Consider the following 13,751-nt stretch of genomic DNA (forward strand, 5'->3'; position numbering starts at 1 on the left):
AAAGCACTAACAACAAAAGTATTAGCTTGTTGACTACTATGTTTCAATCCCGCGAGGGGGTTTCATTGATTTGAGAGTTGTGTAGGGACGTATTGCAATACGTCCCTACTAATGTTTGTTTCAATCCCGCGAGGGGGTTTCATTGATGAGTAAGGAGTTATGAGTAAGAAGTAATCTGGAAGTGCTGAACCTAGGTATTTGCCAAAACCGGAAAGGTAATGTACGGGCATTCCTAGCTCTAAAGCATACACCAGGGCATCACCAGTTATTTGTGGATTGCCCATTAATACTACTTGTTCTACGGTTTGAGCGGGAACGGACTTTTTCTCCCAACCACCATCTTCTTGTTTTAAGGCTACCTTAAAGGCTTCAGCAGCTTTACTGAGAACAGCATCGGGCTGAGTTACATACAGAATGGACATAATTTAAACCTCAAGACGTAATTTTTTGATTTCTTTGGGTAAACAAATTTTCTGCAAGCTGCAATGTACACACTTTTTGGGATGGTCTATGGGTGGAGGTATTTTCCCTGTAATGGTAGCCCGTGCAGCTTGAATTGCTTGTTCTGTAGCTTGTCGCAATGCAGGTGTAAAATTTACCCGTTGCCGGCGACGGTTAGCATGGTAAAAAATCTCTCCATAGGGAATAATGTTTCCAGTGCGTTCTTCCAGGGACAAAGCAGCACCACAAAGTTGAAAATGGTCGTTGAGATAGTTGCCCATGGGTCCCTTTTTGAATTCCACAGGAATTAGTTGGTTATGTTTTTCTTCCACCGCATCAATGACACCGTTAATCATCAGGCGATGGGACCACACCCACTGATGTTGATAAACCACCTTATCACCTTCTAAGGTCTTACCTTCGTTATCAACATGGCGGTGCAGATGGCGACCAATGATGATATGTTCATTGTCAGCATTTTCCCCAAGTTGGTATTCCAGAAAAAAACGACGGTGGCAATATTCCCAAGCATTTAGATAAGCTAGGGGGAGATAGGATTGTTCGTTCATTTAATATGAACCTCAGTGTTGCTTTGAATGAGGTTTCTTGAAAGTTTGATTTTTGTGAGTTGGAGTTACTAGTTGGGTTTGTCCCATTCCCATGGTGGTTTTTCGTCCCACACCGGCAAAAAAGGCGAAATTGGCTAAAACAGTTGCAACTCTGGCAGTTTCATAGCTACTAAATCGGTAATTTACCCAACCTTGCGCTCCAATTTCTGGACCTCCTTCCATTTTCAGTGCATGGGTTTTCAGTTCATAAGCTGTCACTAAAGCATTCCATTGACAATTAGCAAAATGATATTGTTCCGGCGCAAAAATATTCCACCGTCGCAGTAGAGAGTTAAAGACTAATTCCGGTAAGGGAAAAGTCTGTACATTTTTGTCTTGTTTAAAGCTAGTAGGTGATAAAAAATGTAATTCAATATCATTGAAAACCTGGGGAGGATTAGATAACAATACATAATCGGCTGCACCGGCTAATTCATGTGTCCCTGGAAGTGTGTACATATTACGAATAACAAAGGGAAAATTAGCTAGTGATAAAGTTTGGTTTTCTAACTGTTCAAAACCCTGGATTAAAGGTTCAATTAAACTTCCATCTAATAAGCAAATGCGAAAATAGAAATAATCCCCTAAACGCACCCCGCTTCGACGGCGGTTTCCTAACAATCTGGAAATGGCTAATGGTGAATTTTGACTGGCATGAATGGCTTGAGCTATGGATGGATTTGCTATTGTTAACCAATTGAAAACTACGGCGTGTAATGCACGAGATAAAGTAGGAGGAATATCCCCCACATCCGCAGCTGCTAGTTCTACAACAATTGAATGTAATGTGGTAAATTTATGCTGTGGCAACAAGACTTCTTGCTCCATAAAATACTTTTGTTGGTAGATAAAATTGGTCTGGTAATTGTTGATATTTTTCGGTGGTTAATGTGGAATTGCTGTCAATGTTTCTGGAACAGCGTGGTAAATGTGCTGATGCTGATGTTAAGCAAAGACTCACCGGCACCATTGACAAACTCAGAGACTGCGGGATTAAGATGGATAGCAGTACTCACAGCCCTTATAAATTAGTTGAATCAAACTTTCCCCTACTGCTGTCTACTGGACAGCGACAAGCCTTAGGGATGGCTGCATATTTGCTTTCTGGTATGGGTTTTTCAGATCAAGGTAGTCAAATTCAAGGCATCGGTAAGTTAACAGAGTCGGATGTTCCAGAACTTCTTAGGGTTGATGTTGGTTCTGCATCCACTACTCATTGGCTATCCTGGGATTTTCTTACATTAAAAACTCGCCATCGCACAAGGGGGGAATTATCTAATTATCAACCCTGTGGCAAGGATGAAAAAGTTATTTACCGAGATCCTCAAGGAAAATACTGTGATATTGAGGCAACTATAGATTGTTGGTTTTAGTTTCGTCAGAGGATTTTGAAGTATGGGGGAGGTGGCGAAATTTTAACTCCCCACATATTAGCAGATGAAATTAAAAAAGAGTATAAAAAAATCTGGGAAAAATTATCAGCCTCTGAAAATAAGGATAATTCCTAAAGGTGACGGGAATTTTGAATAATAAGCATGTCCACTGTGTAGGGAACTGAATTAATGGCAATTCTCTTAAAAGGTCTAAATTTTTACCTAGGCTTGGTTTTTGGCACAGGGGAATGGCAAACTGTACATTTTTATACAGGTTTTTTGAAGTTAGGAAAGTTGTTTAATATGGAACCAAGTTATTTATGGAATAGTAAATTATGTCTTATAGCATGAATGATGGGTTGAAAGTAGCTAGCATAGCTACCAATGATATTAGTAACTGGTTAAAAACCCTACCCGAAACTATTGAAATAGTTAATGTTGAAAGTAATCCATTGTTTCAAAAACGCGATATTGATTTAATTTGGAGAACTGAAAATCAAGAAATTTTGATAGAAATTAAAGGCGATCGCTACCACAAAACTGGAAATTTTTTCTTTGAGACCTACAGTAACCGAGAAAGGCAAACTCCGGGATGCTTTATGTATACAGAAGCACATTTTATATTTTACTACTTTATAGTAAAAAAAACTTTGTATGAGCTACCAATGCCGTTAACACGGGAGTGGTTTGTCAAAAATATTAACCGCTTTCGAGAACGTTCTACAACAACACCGATATTTAACGGTGGCTGTTATACAACGGTTGGCAGATTAGTTCCCATTAATGACGTAATGAAGGAAGTGGAAGGAGTAACAAAAATAAACCTATGACTTAAACAACGCACATTTTTCTGGTGTGGGAAAATTAGCAACAAAAGCTACAGCTTTTAGCTAGTAGTTTTAGCTAATATTTGAATTTGGGTTCTAGACAGCAGTGGGGGGATAGTAACTTTTTTGGTATAATTTTACTTGAATTTTAAATATTCTCGCAATATTGTCACAATGAGGTTTAAAGATTGGGCAAGTAAGGTGTTGGTAATTTCTCTGATGTTAACTGCTATGGTGTTTGTATTATCTCTAGGGAAAATTACAGACAAAACCAGTAACACAATTACCCCTCCTGCCAATGTTAACAGCATAACTACTGACTGGAGTCAATATCCACAAGCAAAATTACAATCAGCAAATATTTTAGTAGAAAATAAATCAACAGTAGATTTACAGACTGCTCCAGTTACAAATAATGAAAATTCTCAAAGATACAGAACTACTGAGGCTTTTAGTAGGTATAAACCCAACTATGAAATTGCGGCTGTGGACCCCACTAATTATGGAGAGCGATATTCTCAGGATGTTAACGGCTTGCCGGTGAACAATCAAGCTATTATTGTTCTCCATGAAACCAGTAATTCTGCTTCTAGTGCTGTTAATTTTTTTCAAACACCCCACGAAGATGAGAGTCTACAAGTGAGTTATCACGCCATAGTTGGGAGGGATGGCACAATTATTTATTTAGTTCCCCCAGATAAACGGGCTTTTGGTGCTGGTAATTCGGTTTTTGATGGTCCCAACGGTCCGGAAACTGTGAAAACTAATCCTGATTTGGCTGCTTCTGTGAATAATTTTGCTTATCACGTTTCTTTGGAAACACCCCGTGATGCTTGGGGTAAGAATCTTCTCAAGTCTCATAGCGGTTATACAGAAGTTCAATATAATTCCCTGGCCTGGTTAATTGCTCAAAGTCAAGTCCCAGACTATCGCATTACCACCCATGCAGCTGTGGATCGTTCTGGACAAAGAGCTGACCCTATCAGTTTTGATGAAGATAAATTTTTGCGCTTGCTCCATGGCTATCGCGAATTGACTCCCACTTATCAGTCTAGGAATTAAAATCTTTTTCCCTGATGAAGCTGTAAATTTGCTGAGTTGCCAAGCCATGGCGTAGAGTGGAGGGTAGGGTGTCAAAGGAAAAAATCTGTCTATCTAGTTGCACTTGGAGGTTAATCAGGGGGTCGCTACCAGAAGAAATTAGAAATTCTAACTTTTGCACATAAGGCGAAGTTACCAAATGGTCAAGTATGGGAAAAATTGCTTGCAGGTAAGGATGGTCATGTTGCTGATACCAATCACTAGCAGCGACGTTTGCTTGGTCAAACCCTAAGTGTACTGTTAAAGATGGGTGAGTAAACAAGGCTAACCCCAGGGGGCGGGCTTCTTCTTGTAAAAGTAAATGATTATTTTTTGCTAAAAGCCGCAAGTTCTCTAAACGTTCATAGCGTTGGGCAACTGATTGCGGGTCATCTTGCCAGTGAATTGCCACTGTGATTAAATAAGTTTGTAACAGCATATGACCTAGCTTTTGGGCTTTAGTGGCTAGGTAGTAAGAGTTGTAATCGTTAGCTTCAATTAACAATGGCAAGCGGTCAACTACTTCTAAACCGTAACCTTTAACTCCGGCGATTTTGCGGGGGTTGTTGGTGATGAGGCGAATTTTTTTAATCCCTAAGTCCATAAGCATTTGCGCCCCCATACCATAATCCCGCAGGTCGGCGGGAAAACCCAGGCGCTCATTTGCTTCTACTGTATCCAGTCCCATGTCTTGCAAGGAATAGGCTTTGAGTTTATTAATTAACCCTATTCCCCGCCCTTCTTGGCGGAGATAAACTACTACACCTTGACCAGCGCTTTCAATCATTTTTAATGCGGCTACTAACTGCATTCGACAGTCACAACGCAAGGAACCCAAAGCGTCACCTGTTAAGCATTCTGAGTGCATCCGCACCATTACAGGTTCATCTTTAAAATTATCTGGGTTACCCTTGACAATGGCTACGTGTTCTGTATTATCTACGGTGTGACGATAGGCATAGATATCAAACTGACCGAACTGGCTGGGTAGTTTAGTAACGACTTCACGATAAATTAAGCGGTCATGTTGTAGGCGATAACTAATTAAATCGGCAATGCTGACAATTTTGAGGTTGTGATTTTTTGCATAGTCAATTAATTCGGGCAAACGCGCCATTGAACCATCAGGGTTTTGAATTTCACAAATCACCCCGGCTGGGTATAGCCCTGCTAGTCGAGATAAATCAACAGATGCTTCTGTATGTCCTGCCCGTTTTAGTACACCTCCCGCCTTAGCCCGAATGGGAAAAATGTGACCAGGACGACGTAAATCTGTGGGTTTTGTCCCTGGGTTCAAGGTAACTTGGATGGTACGGGCGCGGTCTTCGGCTGAAATACCAGTGGTTACACCTAGTTCTGGGCTAGCATCAATACTAACAGTAAAAGCAGTTTGGTTGGTATCTGTGATGTTAGTCACCATTAATGGTAAATCTAATTCATCCAAGCGATGGCCTGTCATGGCTAGACAAATTAACCCTCTAGCTTGCACCGCCATGAAATTAATCATATCCGGTGTGGCAAATTGGGCAGCACAAATCAAGTCCCCTTCGTTTTCTCTATTTTCATCATCTACCACCACAACGGCTCGGCCTGCTTTCAAGTCTGCCAAAGCAGCATCAATGGAATCAAATTTAAAGTTAGGAGGTAAGGAGACACCACTATCAATTTTTTCTTTTTTGTCAGGGGTGACATCCGTGGGGTTTTCCCCATTTAAGGGGGTAGAGTGAGACTGTCCCGTAGGCTTAGGCTTTGACACAGAAAATTACTAGCTACCAAAAAGTAAATTTTTTTAACAATTTCTTATTTTAAATTGTAGCTCGTTTAACAGAGGATGAGCAATTTTTTGATTTGACCAATAATCAATCACCAATGACCAAGGGCAGTGTAGAATCTAGCCACAACCGATGATAAAAACAAAAAATCGCTTTTGAAGTACCTGTGGGATGACTAGTGTATTGTGCCCCTGGTATTTTTGGCCTGATATTTGATAATTGACAACCAAATTAACTGAAAACGCATAAGGATTTGATAATTATGAGTAATTTTAGACGCGTACCTGTGGGAATTGTTGGCGCGTCAGGCTATGGGGGAGTACAACTAGTAAGATTACTGTTGGAACATCCAGAAGTGGAACTAGTTTATTTAGGCGGTGATGGTAGTGCAGGTAAATCCTTTGGTGAACTGTATCCGCACTTAGCTCATTTAGTTGAGCTGCAAGTAGAACCAGTGGATCCAGAGGTTATTGCTCACCGTTGTGAAGTGGTTTTCCTTTCTCTACCCAATGGTCTGGCTTGGGAAATTGCCCCAAAATTATGTGCAAAAGGATGTAAAGTCCTGGATTTAAGCGCAGATTATCGATTCAACAACTTAACAACATATACAGACTGGTATGGCATTAAAAGAAGCGATGGCCACATTGCCGCTACAGCAGTATATGGATTACCGGAATTGTACCGCGATCGCATTGCCGAAGCCCAGTTAATTGGCTGTCCTGGGTGTTACCCCACCGCCAGCCTGTTAGCGCTTTCACCCTTGCTCAAACAAGGCTTAATTGTCCCAGCCAGCGCTATTATTGATGCCAAATCTGGAACATCCGGTGGTGGACGACAGGGGAAAGTGAACTTATTGTTGGCTGAGGCTGATAACTCCCTAGGGGCCTACGGTGTTGTGCGTCACCGTCACACCCCAGAAATTGAGCAAATTTGTAGTGATTTAGCAGGTCATGAAGTGACGGTGCAATTTACCCCCCATCTTGTGCCAATGGTGCGGGGAATTTTATCTACAGTATATGCCACACTCCGGGATCCTGGATTAGTGCGAGATGATTTAATTACCATTTATAACGCTTTTTATCGCAATGCTCCCTGGGTGAAAATTTGCGAAAGTGGCATTTATCCCCAAACTAAATGGGCGTGTGGTAGCAATCTTTGTTACATAGGGGTGGAAGTTGACCCCCGTACAGGGCGAGTAATTGTCATGTCAGCAATTGACAACCTGATTAAGGGACAAGCAGGCCAAGCAATACAGTGCTTGAACTTGATGATGGCTTGGGATGAAACCTTGGGATTGCCTAAATTAGGTTTTTATCCTTAATGGGGCATTGGGGAGCAGGGAAAGCTAACTCCCTTCCCCAATCCTACCTCTTACTTAGGACCTAACCCCACTGTGGCAGCATAAACAGCGCGATGGCCTAACTCATGTTCAATACGCAGTAGTCGATTATACTTTGCCACTCGTTCACTACGACACAAGGAACCTGTTTTAATTTGACCAGCCCGGGTGGCTACAGCCAAATCAGCAATGGTAGTATCTTCTGTTTCTCCAGACCTATGGCTAATGACTGACCTAAAACCATTACGAGTTGCCAAGTTAATGGTTTCTAGAGTTTCTGTTAGTGAACCAATTTGATTTAGCTTAATTAAAATAGAGTTACCTGCTTTTTGCTCAATGCCTCTTTGTAGGCGAGTAGCATTAGTAACAAACAAATCATCCCCCACCAACTGCACAGAAGAACCCAGCTTTTCGGTGAGCAGTTCCCAGCTTTGCCAATCCTCCTCATGCAAGCCATCTTCAATAGACACAATGGGATATTGGTCAACTAACTGACTGAGGTAATCAATAAATTCACTGGGGGTGTGGGGTTTACCATCATAAACATACTGCCCATCTTGGTAAAACTCACTTGCAGCTACATCTAGGGCTAGAGCTACCTGTTCACCAGGCTTGTAACCGGCTTGTTGAATAGCAGCTACAAGTAATTCCAAGGCTACTTGATTGGACTCTAGGTTAGGGGCAAAACCACCTTCATCTCCAACGCCAGTTAATAAACCCTTTTCGTCTAACACCTTGCTCAAGGTTCCGAAGACCTCCGCACCCCAACGCAAGGCTTCTTTAAAAGAAGGTGCTCCCACGGGAACAATCATAAACTCTTGAAAATCCACGTTATTGGCGGCGTGTGCGCCTCCGTTAATGACATTCATTAAGGGTACTGGCAATAAATTCGCCAAAGGTCCGCCCAAATAGCGATATAAGGGAACATCCAAAGCAGCCGCACCGGCTTTAGCAGCTGCTAAAGAAACCGACAAAATTGCATTAGCACCCAAGTTAGATTTATTTCCAGAACCATCCAGAGCAATCATTGTCCGGTCTAACAGTTCCTGGTTGAGGGCATCAAAACCTAATAACTTTGGTGCAATTACTTCATTGACATTCTGTACCGCCTTGAGTACACCTTTACCTCCATAGCGGGTTTTGTCTCCATCCCGAAGTTCATGGGCTTCAAAAGTACCCGTTGATGCACCACTAGGAACCTGGGCTAGGCCTATGACGTTGTTGGCTAAATGTACTTCTGCTTCTACTGTTGGTCTACCTCGTGAGTCGAGAATTTCACGGGCAACAACGGCCTCAATGGCAGTGTCCAGAAATTTAGTCATTGGTGTTTCGCTCTTTGTATCTATGGTATTCAAAGGTCAAGACCTCACAGTTTAGCGATAACCCTATGGGTTTATCGATAACCCAATCGTTAGTTTATGTGTTTCTGGGGCTAAATTCACTCAGATTAAAGAAGATTTCCCACCCCAGGGGTGATGATTTCTAATGGCTCTTTTAAAGGAGAGCTTCTCCCTAGGGTAATTCTTATTTCTGGGACGGCTCGGTTCATGACAGTTTTGAACAACAACAGCAAGGCTAGCTACAGGGGGATAACTTAACTTACCAATGAATTAGCCTGTGGGAATTTTAACTTGGTTTGTTATGTGGGTAAAGTACCTAATTGTATTAATTGAAAATTTTTAGCTGTAAGGTTAATTTTATTAAACTGGGGAGATATGGTAACTACTAATTAATGAAGTTTTATTGATTTTAAGATGGTTCTTTATGTGGGTCAAGTATCTGAGGGATTTTGCTATCTGTGGGGTTTGTAAATTGCTGATACTATATGAAGGAGATAATGAAACCAAAGGTGAATATGCGATTACTACACACAATGCTGCGGGTAGGGAACCTAGATGAGTCTTTAAAGTTTTACTGCGACATCCTGGGAATGAAATTATTGCGGAAAAAGGATTATCCAGGGGGAGAATTTACTTTGGCTTTCATCGGCTATGGTGATGAAAGTGAAAATACTGTTATAGAATTAACTTATAACTGGGGCGTAGAAAAATACAATTTGGGCAATGCTTACGGTCATATTGCCCTTGGTGTTGATGATATTTACAGTACTTGCGAAGAAATTAAAAAGCTGGGGGGGAAGGTAACGCGGGAACCAGGACCTATGAAACACGGTTCCACGGTAATTGCTTTTGTGGAAGATCCAGATGGATATAAAGTTGAACTGATTCAAACAAATAAGTCGTAATTTGTAAACACCAGCTACCGGATTTTTCAAGGAGGTGGGGGAATGTGGGGAATATATTTAATTTGTATTTATTTATGTTCACTGTTGACTGTTGACTGTTGACTGTCCAAGTTGTACATCTGTGATACAAAATTTGAGCAATTAATGACTCTATTCTTAATAGACAATGAACTTTATCTGGGTAAAACGCAAAAATTGTAAATTTTTATTGCAGGATTCAACACTTCTGATGTTAACCTAATTCCCTGTTCCCTGTTCCCTGTTCCCTATAAAAAAGCTTAAAAAAAGAATATGACCTTATCAGCACAAAGCCGACTGCAATTCACTCCAGATTTAAATATTTGCCGGATACTCAATGGTATGTGGCAAGTTTCTGGTGGACACGGGCGCATCAATACTCAAGGTGCTATTGAGAATATGTTTCAATATGTAGATGCAGGTTTTACCACTTGGGATTTAGCAGACCATTATGGACCGGCAGAAGATTTTATTGGTGAGTTTCGTCGTCAAGTCACTGAGACCCGTGGTGAAGAAGCTTTAAATAATATCCAAGCTTTTACCAAATGGGTTCCTCGTCCGGGAAAAATGACTAAACAACTGGTGGAGGAAAATATTAATATTTCTTTAAAAAGGATGAATGTACCATCCTTGGATTTAATGCAGTTTCATTGGTGGGAATATCGGGATAAAAATTATCTAGATGCCCTAAAGTATATGGCAGAACTGCAAACAGAAGGCAAGATAAAGCATTTAGCTTTGACTAATTTTGATACAGAACACTTGAAAATTATTATTGATGCGGGAATTAAGATAGTTTCTAATCAAGTACAATTTTCTTTAGTGGATCTCCGTCCCTTAGTAAATATGGTGCCTTTTTGTCAACACCATGATATAAAGCTGTTTACTTACGGTTCGGTGTGCGGTGGTTTGTTATCAGAGAAATATTTAGGTAAACCGGAACCGCGAGCTAATGAATTAGCTACGGTAAGTTTAAAAAAATATAAAAACATGGTGGATGCTTGGGGTAGTTGGCGATTGTTTCAGGAGTTGCTTTCTATACTTAAGCAAATTGCTGACCGCTACGGGGTAAGTATTTCTAATGTCGCAGTGCGTTACATCTTAGACCAACCAACTGTGGGGGGTGTAATAGTAGGGGCAAGACTGAGTATATCTCAACATATAGAGGACAATGGCAAAATATTTAGTTTTACATTAGATAAAGAAGATAGGGATAGCATTAATTCTATATGCGGTCAGTCACGGGATTTATATCAAATAATTGGTGACTGTGGGGACGAATATCGGCGTTAACTCAAATCAACAGGAGCAGTTTATCCTATGCAACCTACCACTACTGCCAAAACCAGTCTTGTAGCCGGAAATTTGCGTGGTGTTCATCATATTGCTCTCAATGTTCAGGATATGCAGGCTTCACGTCACTTTTACGGTAATGTTTTAGGTTTGCATGAACTTACAGGTTCTGAAGTACCAGCCACTTTAGTAGAACTTGTCAATACAGGGAAAGTTGCTAACTTCGTAACTCCCGATGGTACGGTTCTAGACTTGTTTTGGGAACCAGAACTATCACCACCAGACCAAAATCCTGAAAAAACTTTTACCAGAGCATACCATTTAGCCTTTGATATAGACCCACGCTTATTTGACACAGCTGTAGCTGTACTCAAAGAAAATAACATAGCCATTGCCCATGGCCCGGTCAGTCGCCCTACTGGTAAAGGCGTATACTTTTATGACCCGGATGGCTTTATGTTGGAGATTCGTTGTAATCCTCAGTAATTTGTAATCAGCAATTATTAAGCTTCCCCGGTTTTGTAAACCGGGTATTTCTCAGGATTTCATAAACGAATTATCTCAGGCTGAGTTAAACAGGCCCTAGGGAATATATTTCCACAAAAAAACTGCCCTAACTGCGGGATTCACTAATGATGAGATGAACGAAATATATGATTGTGTTCTGGATGATATAAACGCGATCGCCCTTGTGCTGGTAAAAGTGCTGGACTAATGACGTATAGTGTGGTGCGAACTAAGTTTTGTTGATGAGTAGATTGTGCCATTTGGTTCAGGGGAACAACGATGATTTTTTCATCAGGCCATCCGATGCGATGGCAAATGGCTACGGGGGTTTCTGGTGGGTAGTGTTCTAAAAGTTGTTCTTGGGCGTTGTCAATGTGACGCGCACTGAGATAAAGACAAAGACTAGCCTGATGTGCGGCGAGGGTAGCTAATTCTTCTTTAGCTGGGACTTTTGTCCGCCCGCTGATGCGGGTGAGAATAATGGTTTGCACTAAGCCGGGGACAGTCAATTCTATTTTCAGTTTCGCAGCTGCGGCTTGAAAGGCGCTAATACCAGGGATAAGCTCAAAGGGAATATTTGCATCTGCTAAAAGTTGCATTTGCTCATGGACAGCACTGTAAAGACTGGGATCCCCAGAATGAAGACGAACCACAGATTTGTGCGATCGCACTCTTGCAACCATCAGTGTTAGAATTTCTTCTAAAGTTTTATTGGCAGTGGGAATAATTTCTGCATCTTGGCGACATAAATCCACAATTTCTGGTGGGATTAAGGAGTCAGCAAATAAAATTACATCTGCAACAGTTAGTAATTTTTGGGCTTTAACTGTTAGTAAATCAGGATCTCCGGGGCCTGCTCCTACAATATAAACTGTTGCAGGCAGAATATTTTGACCATGTTTCATACAGAATTTGGGTTGTAATTTAAGTAGTTTTCTAGAAATATAAATTCTGGAAAAGTCTCTAGGGGGATTTTTCCAGTTACTTTCCGGATCAAGCCTTTATTGCTAGTAGAAATGAATGGTAGATGCACCCTGGTTAAGCCCTAGAGTATTCTCTAGGGCATTTTTTTCCGGTTGGGTATTCAAAACCAGTTAATTTCCTCTCATTTCTGCATCGGCTGTTGATGGAGGAACTACATCGGGTAAAGGGCGTTTAAGTATGTATAGCCATGTCAAAAGCGCTAATCCCACAAAAATACTGATTAAGCTAACAACTTGTGCAGCGCGCAATGGCCCAAGCATTAAGCTATCAATGCGAAAGCTTTCAATCTGCAAGCGACCTAAGCTATAAGCTACTAGATATACTAAAAATATGGTGCCTAGGGGCAACCGGGGCTTACCAGATAAATCCCGCCAAAATAAAATCATTAGCAAGGTAAATACAAGTAAATTCCACACTGATTCGTACAGGAATGTGGGATGGAAGTATTCAAAATTAGCCAAGGCTGGAGGACGGTTTTCTGGTGGAATATATAGCCGCCAAGGTAAATTAGTGGGACGACCAAAAGCTTCGGAGTTAAAGAAATTTCCCCAACGTCCAATTGCTTGCCCTAAAATCAGCGCAGGTGCAACTAAATCAGCTAGTTGCCAAAAAGATATTTGCTTGACTTTGGCAAAAATTAAAGCTGCTAGAATACCACCAATAATCGCTCCATGAATAGCAATTCCGCCTTGCCAAATAGCAATGATTCGCTCTGGATGCTGGGAGTATTCTGACCATTGAAACAAAACATAATAGAGCCGTGCGGCGGGAATAGCGCCAATAACTAGCCAAATTGATAAATCACTGATTAACTCTGGGTTAACACAACGGCATTTAGCTAGATACTGGGAAAGGGTAACACCGATTAATACTGCTGTGGCAATTAACAAGCCATACCAACGGAGACTAATTGGACCTATATCCACGATCACTGGGCCTGGAGAAGTGAATTCAAACCCTAAGGGCAGAACAGTTAAAATATCCAATACCATAGAAAAATACCTATTTAACTAAATTTACGGGGGTTATAGTTAGTGAGCTTGACTTTTACCCAGGCTAAAGCCATGGTAGGCAAGGTTTACGATATGAATTATTCAAAGCCAAAAACAGACTTGACGGGGAATAAATTCTCCTGGGGCTAACCCCCATCAATGGAATTTAGGGGCTATCTCGCCGCAGTTAATTTGGTGTAGGACTCAATATCACCTCCTTGGGGGTATATTAATACGAGGTAAGATTTATAGTAAAGTTTCTAGAGGAAATA

At 41.1% G+C, this 13,751-nt stretch carries 14 protein-coding genes; 7 read left to right on the forward strand and 7 right to left on the reverse strand.

The genetic code is table 11. The annotated features are described in order from the left end of the window. Positions 1 to 62 precede the first annotated feature (62 nt). The 3 genes from NWP25_RS17965 to cas6 are packed head-to-tail and all read right to left on the reverse strand — an operon-like array spanning position 63 to position 1,877. Positions 63 to 422: a CRISPR-associated endonuclease Cas1 gene (locus tag NWP25_RS17965; protein WP_280699922.1), complete on the reverse strand. Its 360-nt coding sequence runs from the start codon at positions 420 to 422 to the stop codon at positions 63 to 65. 3 nt (positions 423 to 425) lie between these two features. Beyond that, on the reverse strand, positions 426 to 1,010 hold the full coding sequence (gene cas4 / locus NWP25_RS17970; RefSeq protein WP_280699924.1) for a CRISPR-associated protein Cas4: 585 nt from the start codon (positions 1,008 to 1,010) through the stop codon (positions 426 to 428). A 12-nt stretch (positions 1,011 to 1,022) separates the two neighbouring features. Further along, positions 1,023 to 1,877, reverse strand: a complete 855-nt coding sequence (gene cas6 / locus NWP25_RS17975; RefSeq protein ID WP_280651381.1) for a CRISPR-associated endoribonuclease Cas6 — start codon at positions 1,875 to 1,877, stop codon at positions 1,023 to 1,025. 77 nt (positions 1,878 to 1,954) lie between these two features. Here cas6 and NWP25_RS17980 point away from each other — a divergent pair, with 77 nt between their 5' ends. The 3 genes from NWP25_RS17980 (at position 1,955) to NWP25_RS17990 (ending at position 4,311) form a co-directional block, all read left to right on the forward strand. Further along, positions 1,955 to 2,422: a hypothetical protein gene (locus NWP25_RS17980; protein WP_280651380.1), complete on the forward strand. Its 468-nt coding sequence runs from the start codon at positions 1,955 to 1,957 to the stop codon at positions 2,420 to 2,422. A gap of 335 nt (positions 2,423 to 2,757) precedes the next feature. Next, positions 2,758 to 3,252 (forward strand): hypothetical protein, encoded by a 495-nt coding sequence (locus tag NWP25_RS17985; protein WP_280651379.1) that lies wholly within the window; start codon positions 2,758 to 2,760, stop codon positions 3,250 to 3,252. A 171-nt stretch (positions 3,253 to 3,423) separates the two neighbouring features. After that, positions 3,424 to 4,311 carry a peptidoglycan recognition protein family protein gene (locus NWP25_RS17990; RefSeq protein WP_280657611.1) on the forward strand — a complete coding sequence of 296 codons (888 nt, stop codon included), beginning with the start codon at positions 3,424 to 3,426 and terminating at the stop codon, positions 4,309 to 4,311. On the opposite strand, the gene ribBA is transcribed toward NWP25_RS17990, so the two are convergent. Beyond that, positions 4,301 to 6,085 carry a bifunctional 3,4-dihydroxy-2-butanone-4-phosphate synthase/GTP cyclohydrolase II gene (ribBA, locus tag NWP25_RS17995; RefSeq protein ID WP_280699926.1) on the reverse strand — a complete coding sequence of 595 codons (1,785 nt, stop codon included), beginning with the start codon at positions 6,083 to 6,085 and terminating at the stop codon, positions 4,301 to 4,303. The two genes, NWP25_RS17990 and ribBA, sit on opposite strands and share 11 nt — an antisense overlap. A gap of 278 nt (positions 6,086 to 6,363) precedes the next feature. Here ribBA and argC point away from each other — a divergent pair, with 278 nt between their 5' ends. Then, positions 6,364 to 7,422 (forward strand): N-acetyl-gamma-glutamyl-phosphate reductase, encoded by a 1,059-nt coding sequence (argC, locus tag NWP25_RS18000; protein WP_280651376.1) that lies wholly within the window; start codon positions 6,364 to 6,366, stop codon positions 7,420 to 7,422. Positions 7,423 to 7,472: 50 nt separating this feature from the next. Here argC and eno read toward each other — a convergent pair whose 3' ends face one another. After that, positions 7,473 to 8,762 (reverse strand): phosphopyruvate hydratase, encoded by a 1,290-nt coding sequence (gene eno / locus NWP25_RS18005; RefSeq protein ID WP_280651375.1) that lies wholly within the window; start codon positions 8,760 to 8,762, stop codon positions 7,473 to 7,475. A gap of 533 nt (positions 8,763 to 9,295) precedes the next feature. Here eno and gloA point away from each other — a divergent pair. The 3 genes from gloA to NWP25_RS18020 all read left to right on the forward strand — a co-directional run bounded on the left by gloA (position 9,296) and on the right by NWP25_RS18020 (position 11,482). Beyond that, positions 9,296 to 9,685: a lactoylglutathione lyase gene (gloA, locus tag NWP25_RS18010; protein ID WP_280699957.1), complete on the forward strand. Its 390-nt coding sequence runs from the start codon at positions 9,296 to 9,298 to the stop codon at positions 9,683 to 9,685. A 291-nt stretch (positions 9,686 to 9,976) separates the two neighbouring features. Further along, on the forward strand, positions 9,977 to 10,996 hold the full coding sequence (locus NWP25_RS18015) for an aldo/keto reductase (RefSeq protein ID WP_280651374.1): 1,020 nt from the start codon (positions 9,977 to 9,979) through the stop codon (positions 10,994 to 10,996). A gap of 27 nt (positions 10,997 to 11,023) precedes the next feature. Continuing rightward, positions 11,024 to 11,482, forward strand: coding sequence for a VOC family protein (locus NWP25_RS18020; protein ID WP_280657609.1), 459 nt, complete (start codon positions 11,024 to 11,026; stop codon positions 11,480 to 11,482). A gap of 143 nt (positions 11,483 to 11,625) precedes the next feature. Here the strand turns inward: NWP25_RS18020 and cobM are convergent, their stop codons facing one another. Further along, complete coding sequence (gene cobM / locus NWP25_RS18025; protein WP_280651372.1) at positions 11,626 to 12,408, reverse strand: precorrin-4 C(11)-methyltransferase; 783 nt, start codon at positions 12,406 to 12,408, stop codon at positions 11,626 to 11,628. A gap of 189 nt (positions 12,409 to 12,597) precedes the next feature. Beyond that, entirely contained in the window at positions 12,598 to 13,479 is an 882-nt protein-coding gene (gene lgt / locus NWP25_RS18030; protein WP_280651371.1) for a prolipoprotein diacylglyceryl transferase, read from the reverse strand. Positions 13,480 to 13,751: the final 272 nt, after the last annotated feature.

Source organism: Umezakia ovalisporum Ak1311, assembly GCF_029891685.1.
Lineage (GTDB): Bacteria > Cyanobacteriota > Cyanobacteriia > Cyanobacteriales > Nostocaceae > Umezakia > Umezakia ovalisporum.

What these genes read in the sequence shown, in the direction of transcription:
- cas6 (WP_280651381.1), bottom strand. Translation starts at nt 1,877, where the DNA reads ATGGAGCAAGAAGTCTTGTTGCCACAGCATAAATTTACCACATTACAT.
- NWP25_RS17980 (WP_280651380.1), top strand. Translation starts at nt 1,955, where the DNA reads ATGTTTCTGGAACAGCGTGGTAAATGTGCTGATGCTGATGTTAAGCAA.
- cas4 (WP_280699924.1), bottom strand. Translation starts at nt 1,010, where the DNA reads ATGAACGAACAATCCTATCTCCCCCTAGCTTATCTAAATGCTTGGGAA.
- argC (WP_280651376.1), top strand. Translation starts at nt 6,364, where the DNA reads ATGAGTAATTTTAGACGCGTACCTGTGGGAATTGTTGGCGCGTCAGGC.
- gloA (WP_280699957.1), top strand. Translation starts at nt 9,296, where the DNA reads ATGCGATTACTACACACAATGCTGCGGGTAGGGAACCTAGATGAGTCT.
- NWP25_RS18015 (WP_280651374.1), top strand. Translation starts at nt 9,977, where the DNA reads ATGACCTTATCAGCACAAAGCCGACTGCAATTCACTCCAGATTTAAAT.
- lgt (WP_280651371.1), bottom strand. Translation starts at nt 13,479, where the DNA reads ATGGTATTGGATATTTTAACTGTTCTGCCCTTAGGGTTTGAATTCACT.
- NWP25_RS18020 (WP_280657609.1), top strand. Translation starts at nt 11,024, where the DNA reads ATGCAACCTACCACTACTGCCAAAACCAGTCTTGTAGCCGGAAATTTG.
- eno (WP_280651375.1), bottom strand. Translation starts at nt 8,762, where the DNA reads ATGACTAAATTTCTGGACACTGCCATTGAGGCCGTTGTTGCCCGTGAA.
- cobM (WP_280651372.1), bottom strand. Translation starts at nt 12,408, where the DNA reads ATGAAACATGGTCAAAATATTCTGCCTGCAACAGTTTATATTGTAGGA.
- NWP25_RS17965 (WP_280699922.1), bottom strand. Translation starts at nt 422, where the DNA reads ATGTCCATTCTGTATGTAACTCAGCCCGATGCTGTTCTCAGTAAAGCT.
- NWP25_RS17990 (WP_280657611.1), top strand. Translation starts at nt 3,424, where the DNA reads ATGAGGTTTAAAGATTGGGCAAGTAAGGTGTTGGTAATTTCTCTGATG.
- NWP25_RS17985 (WP_280651379.1), top strand. Translation starts at nt 2,758, where the DNA reads ATGTCTTATAGCATGAATGATGGGTTGAAAGTAGCTAGCATAGCTACC.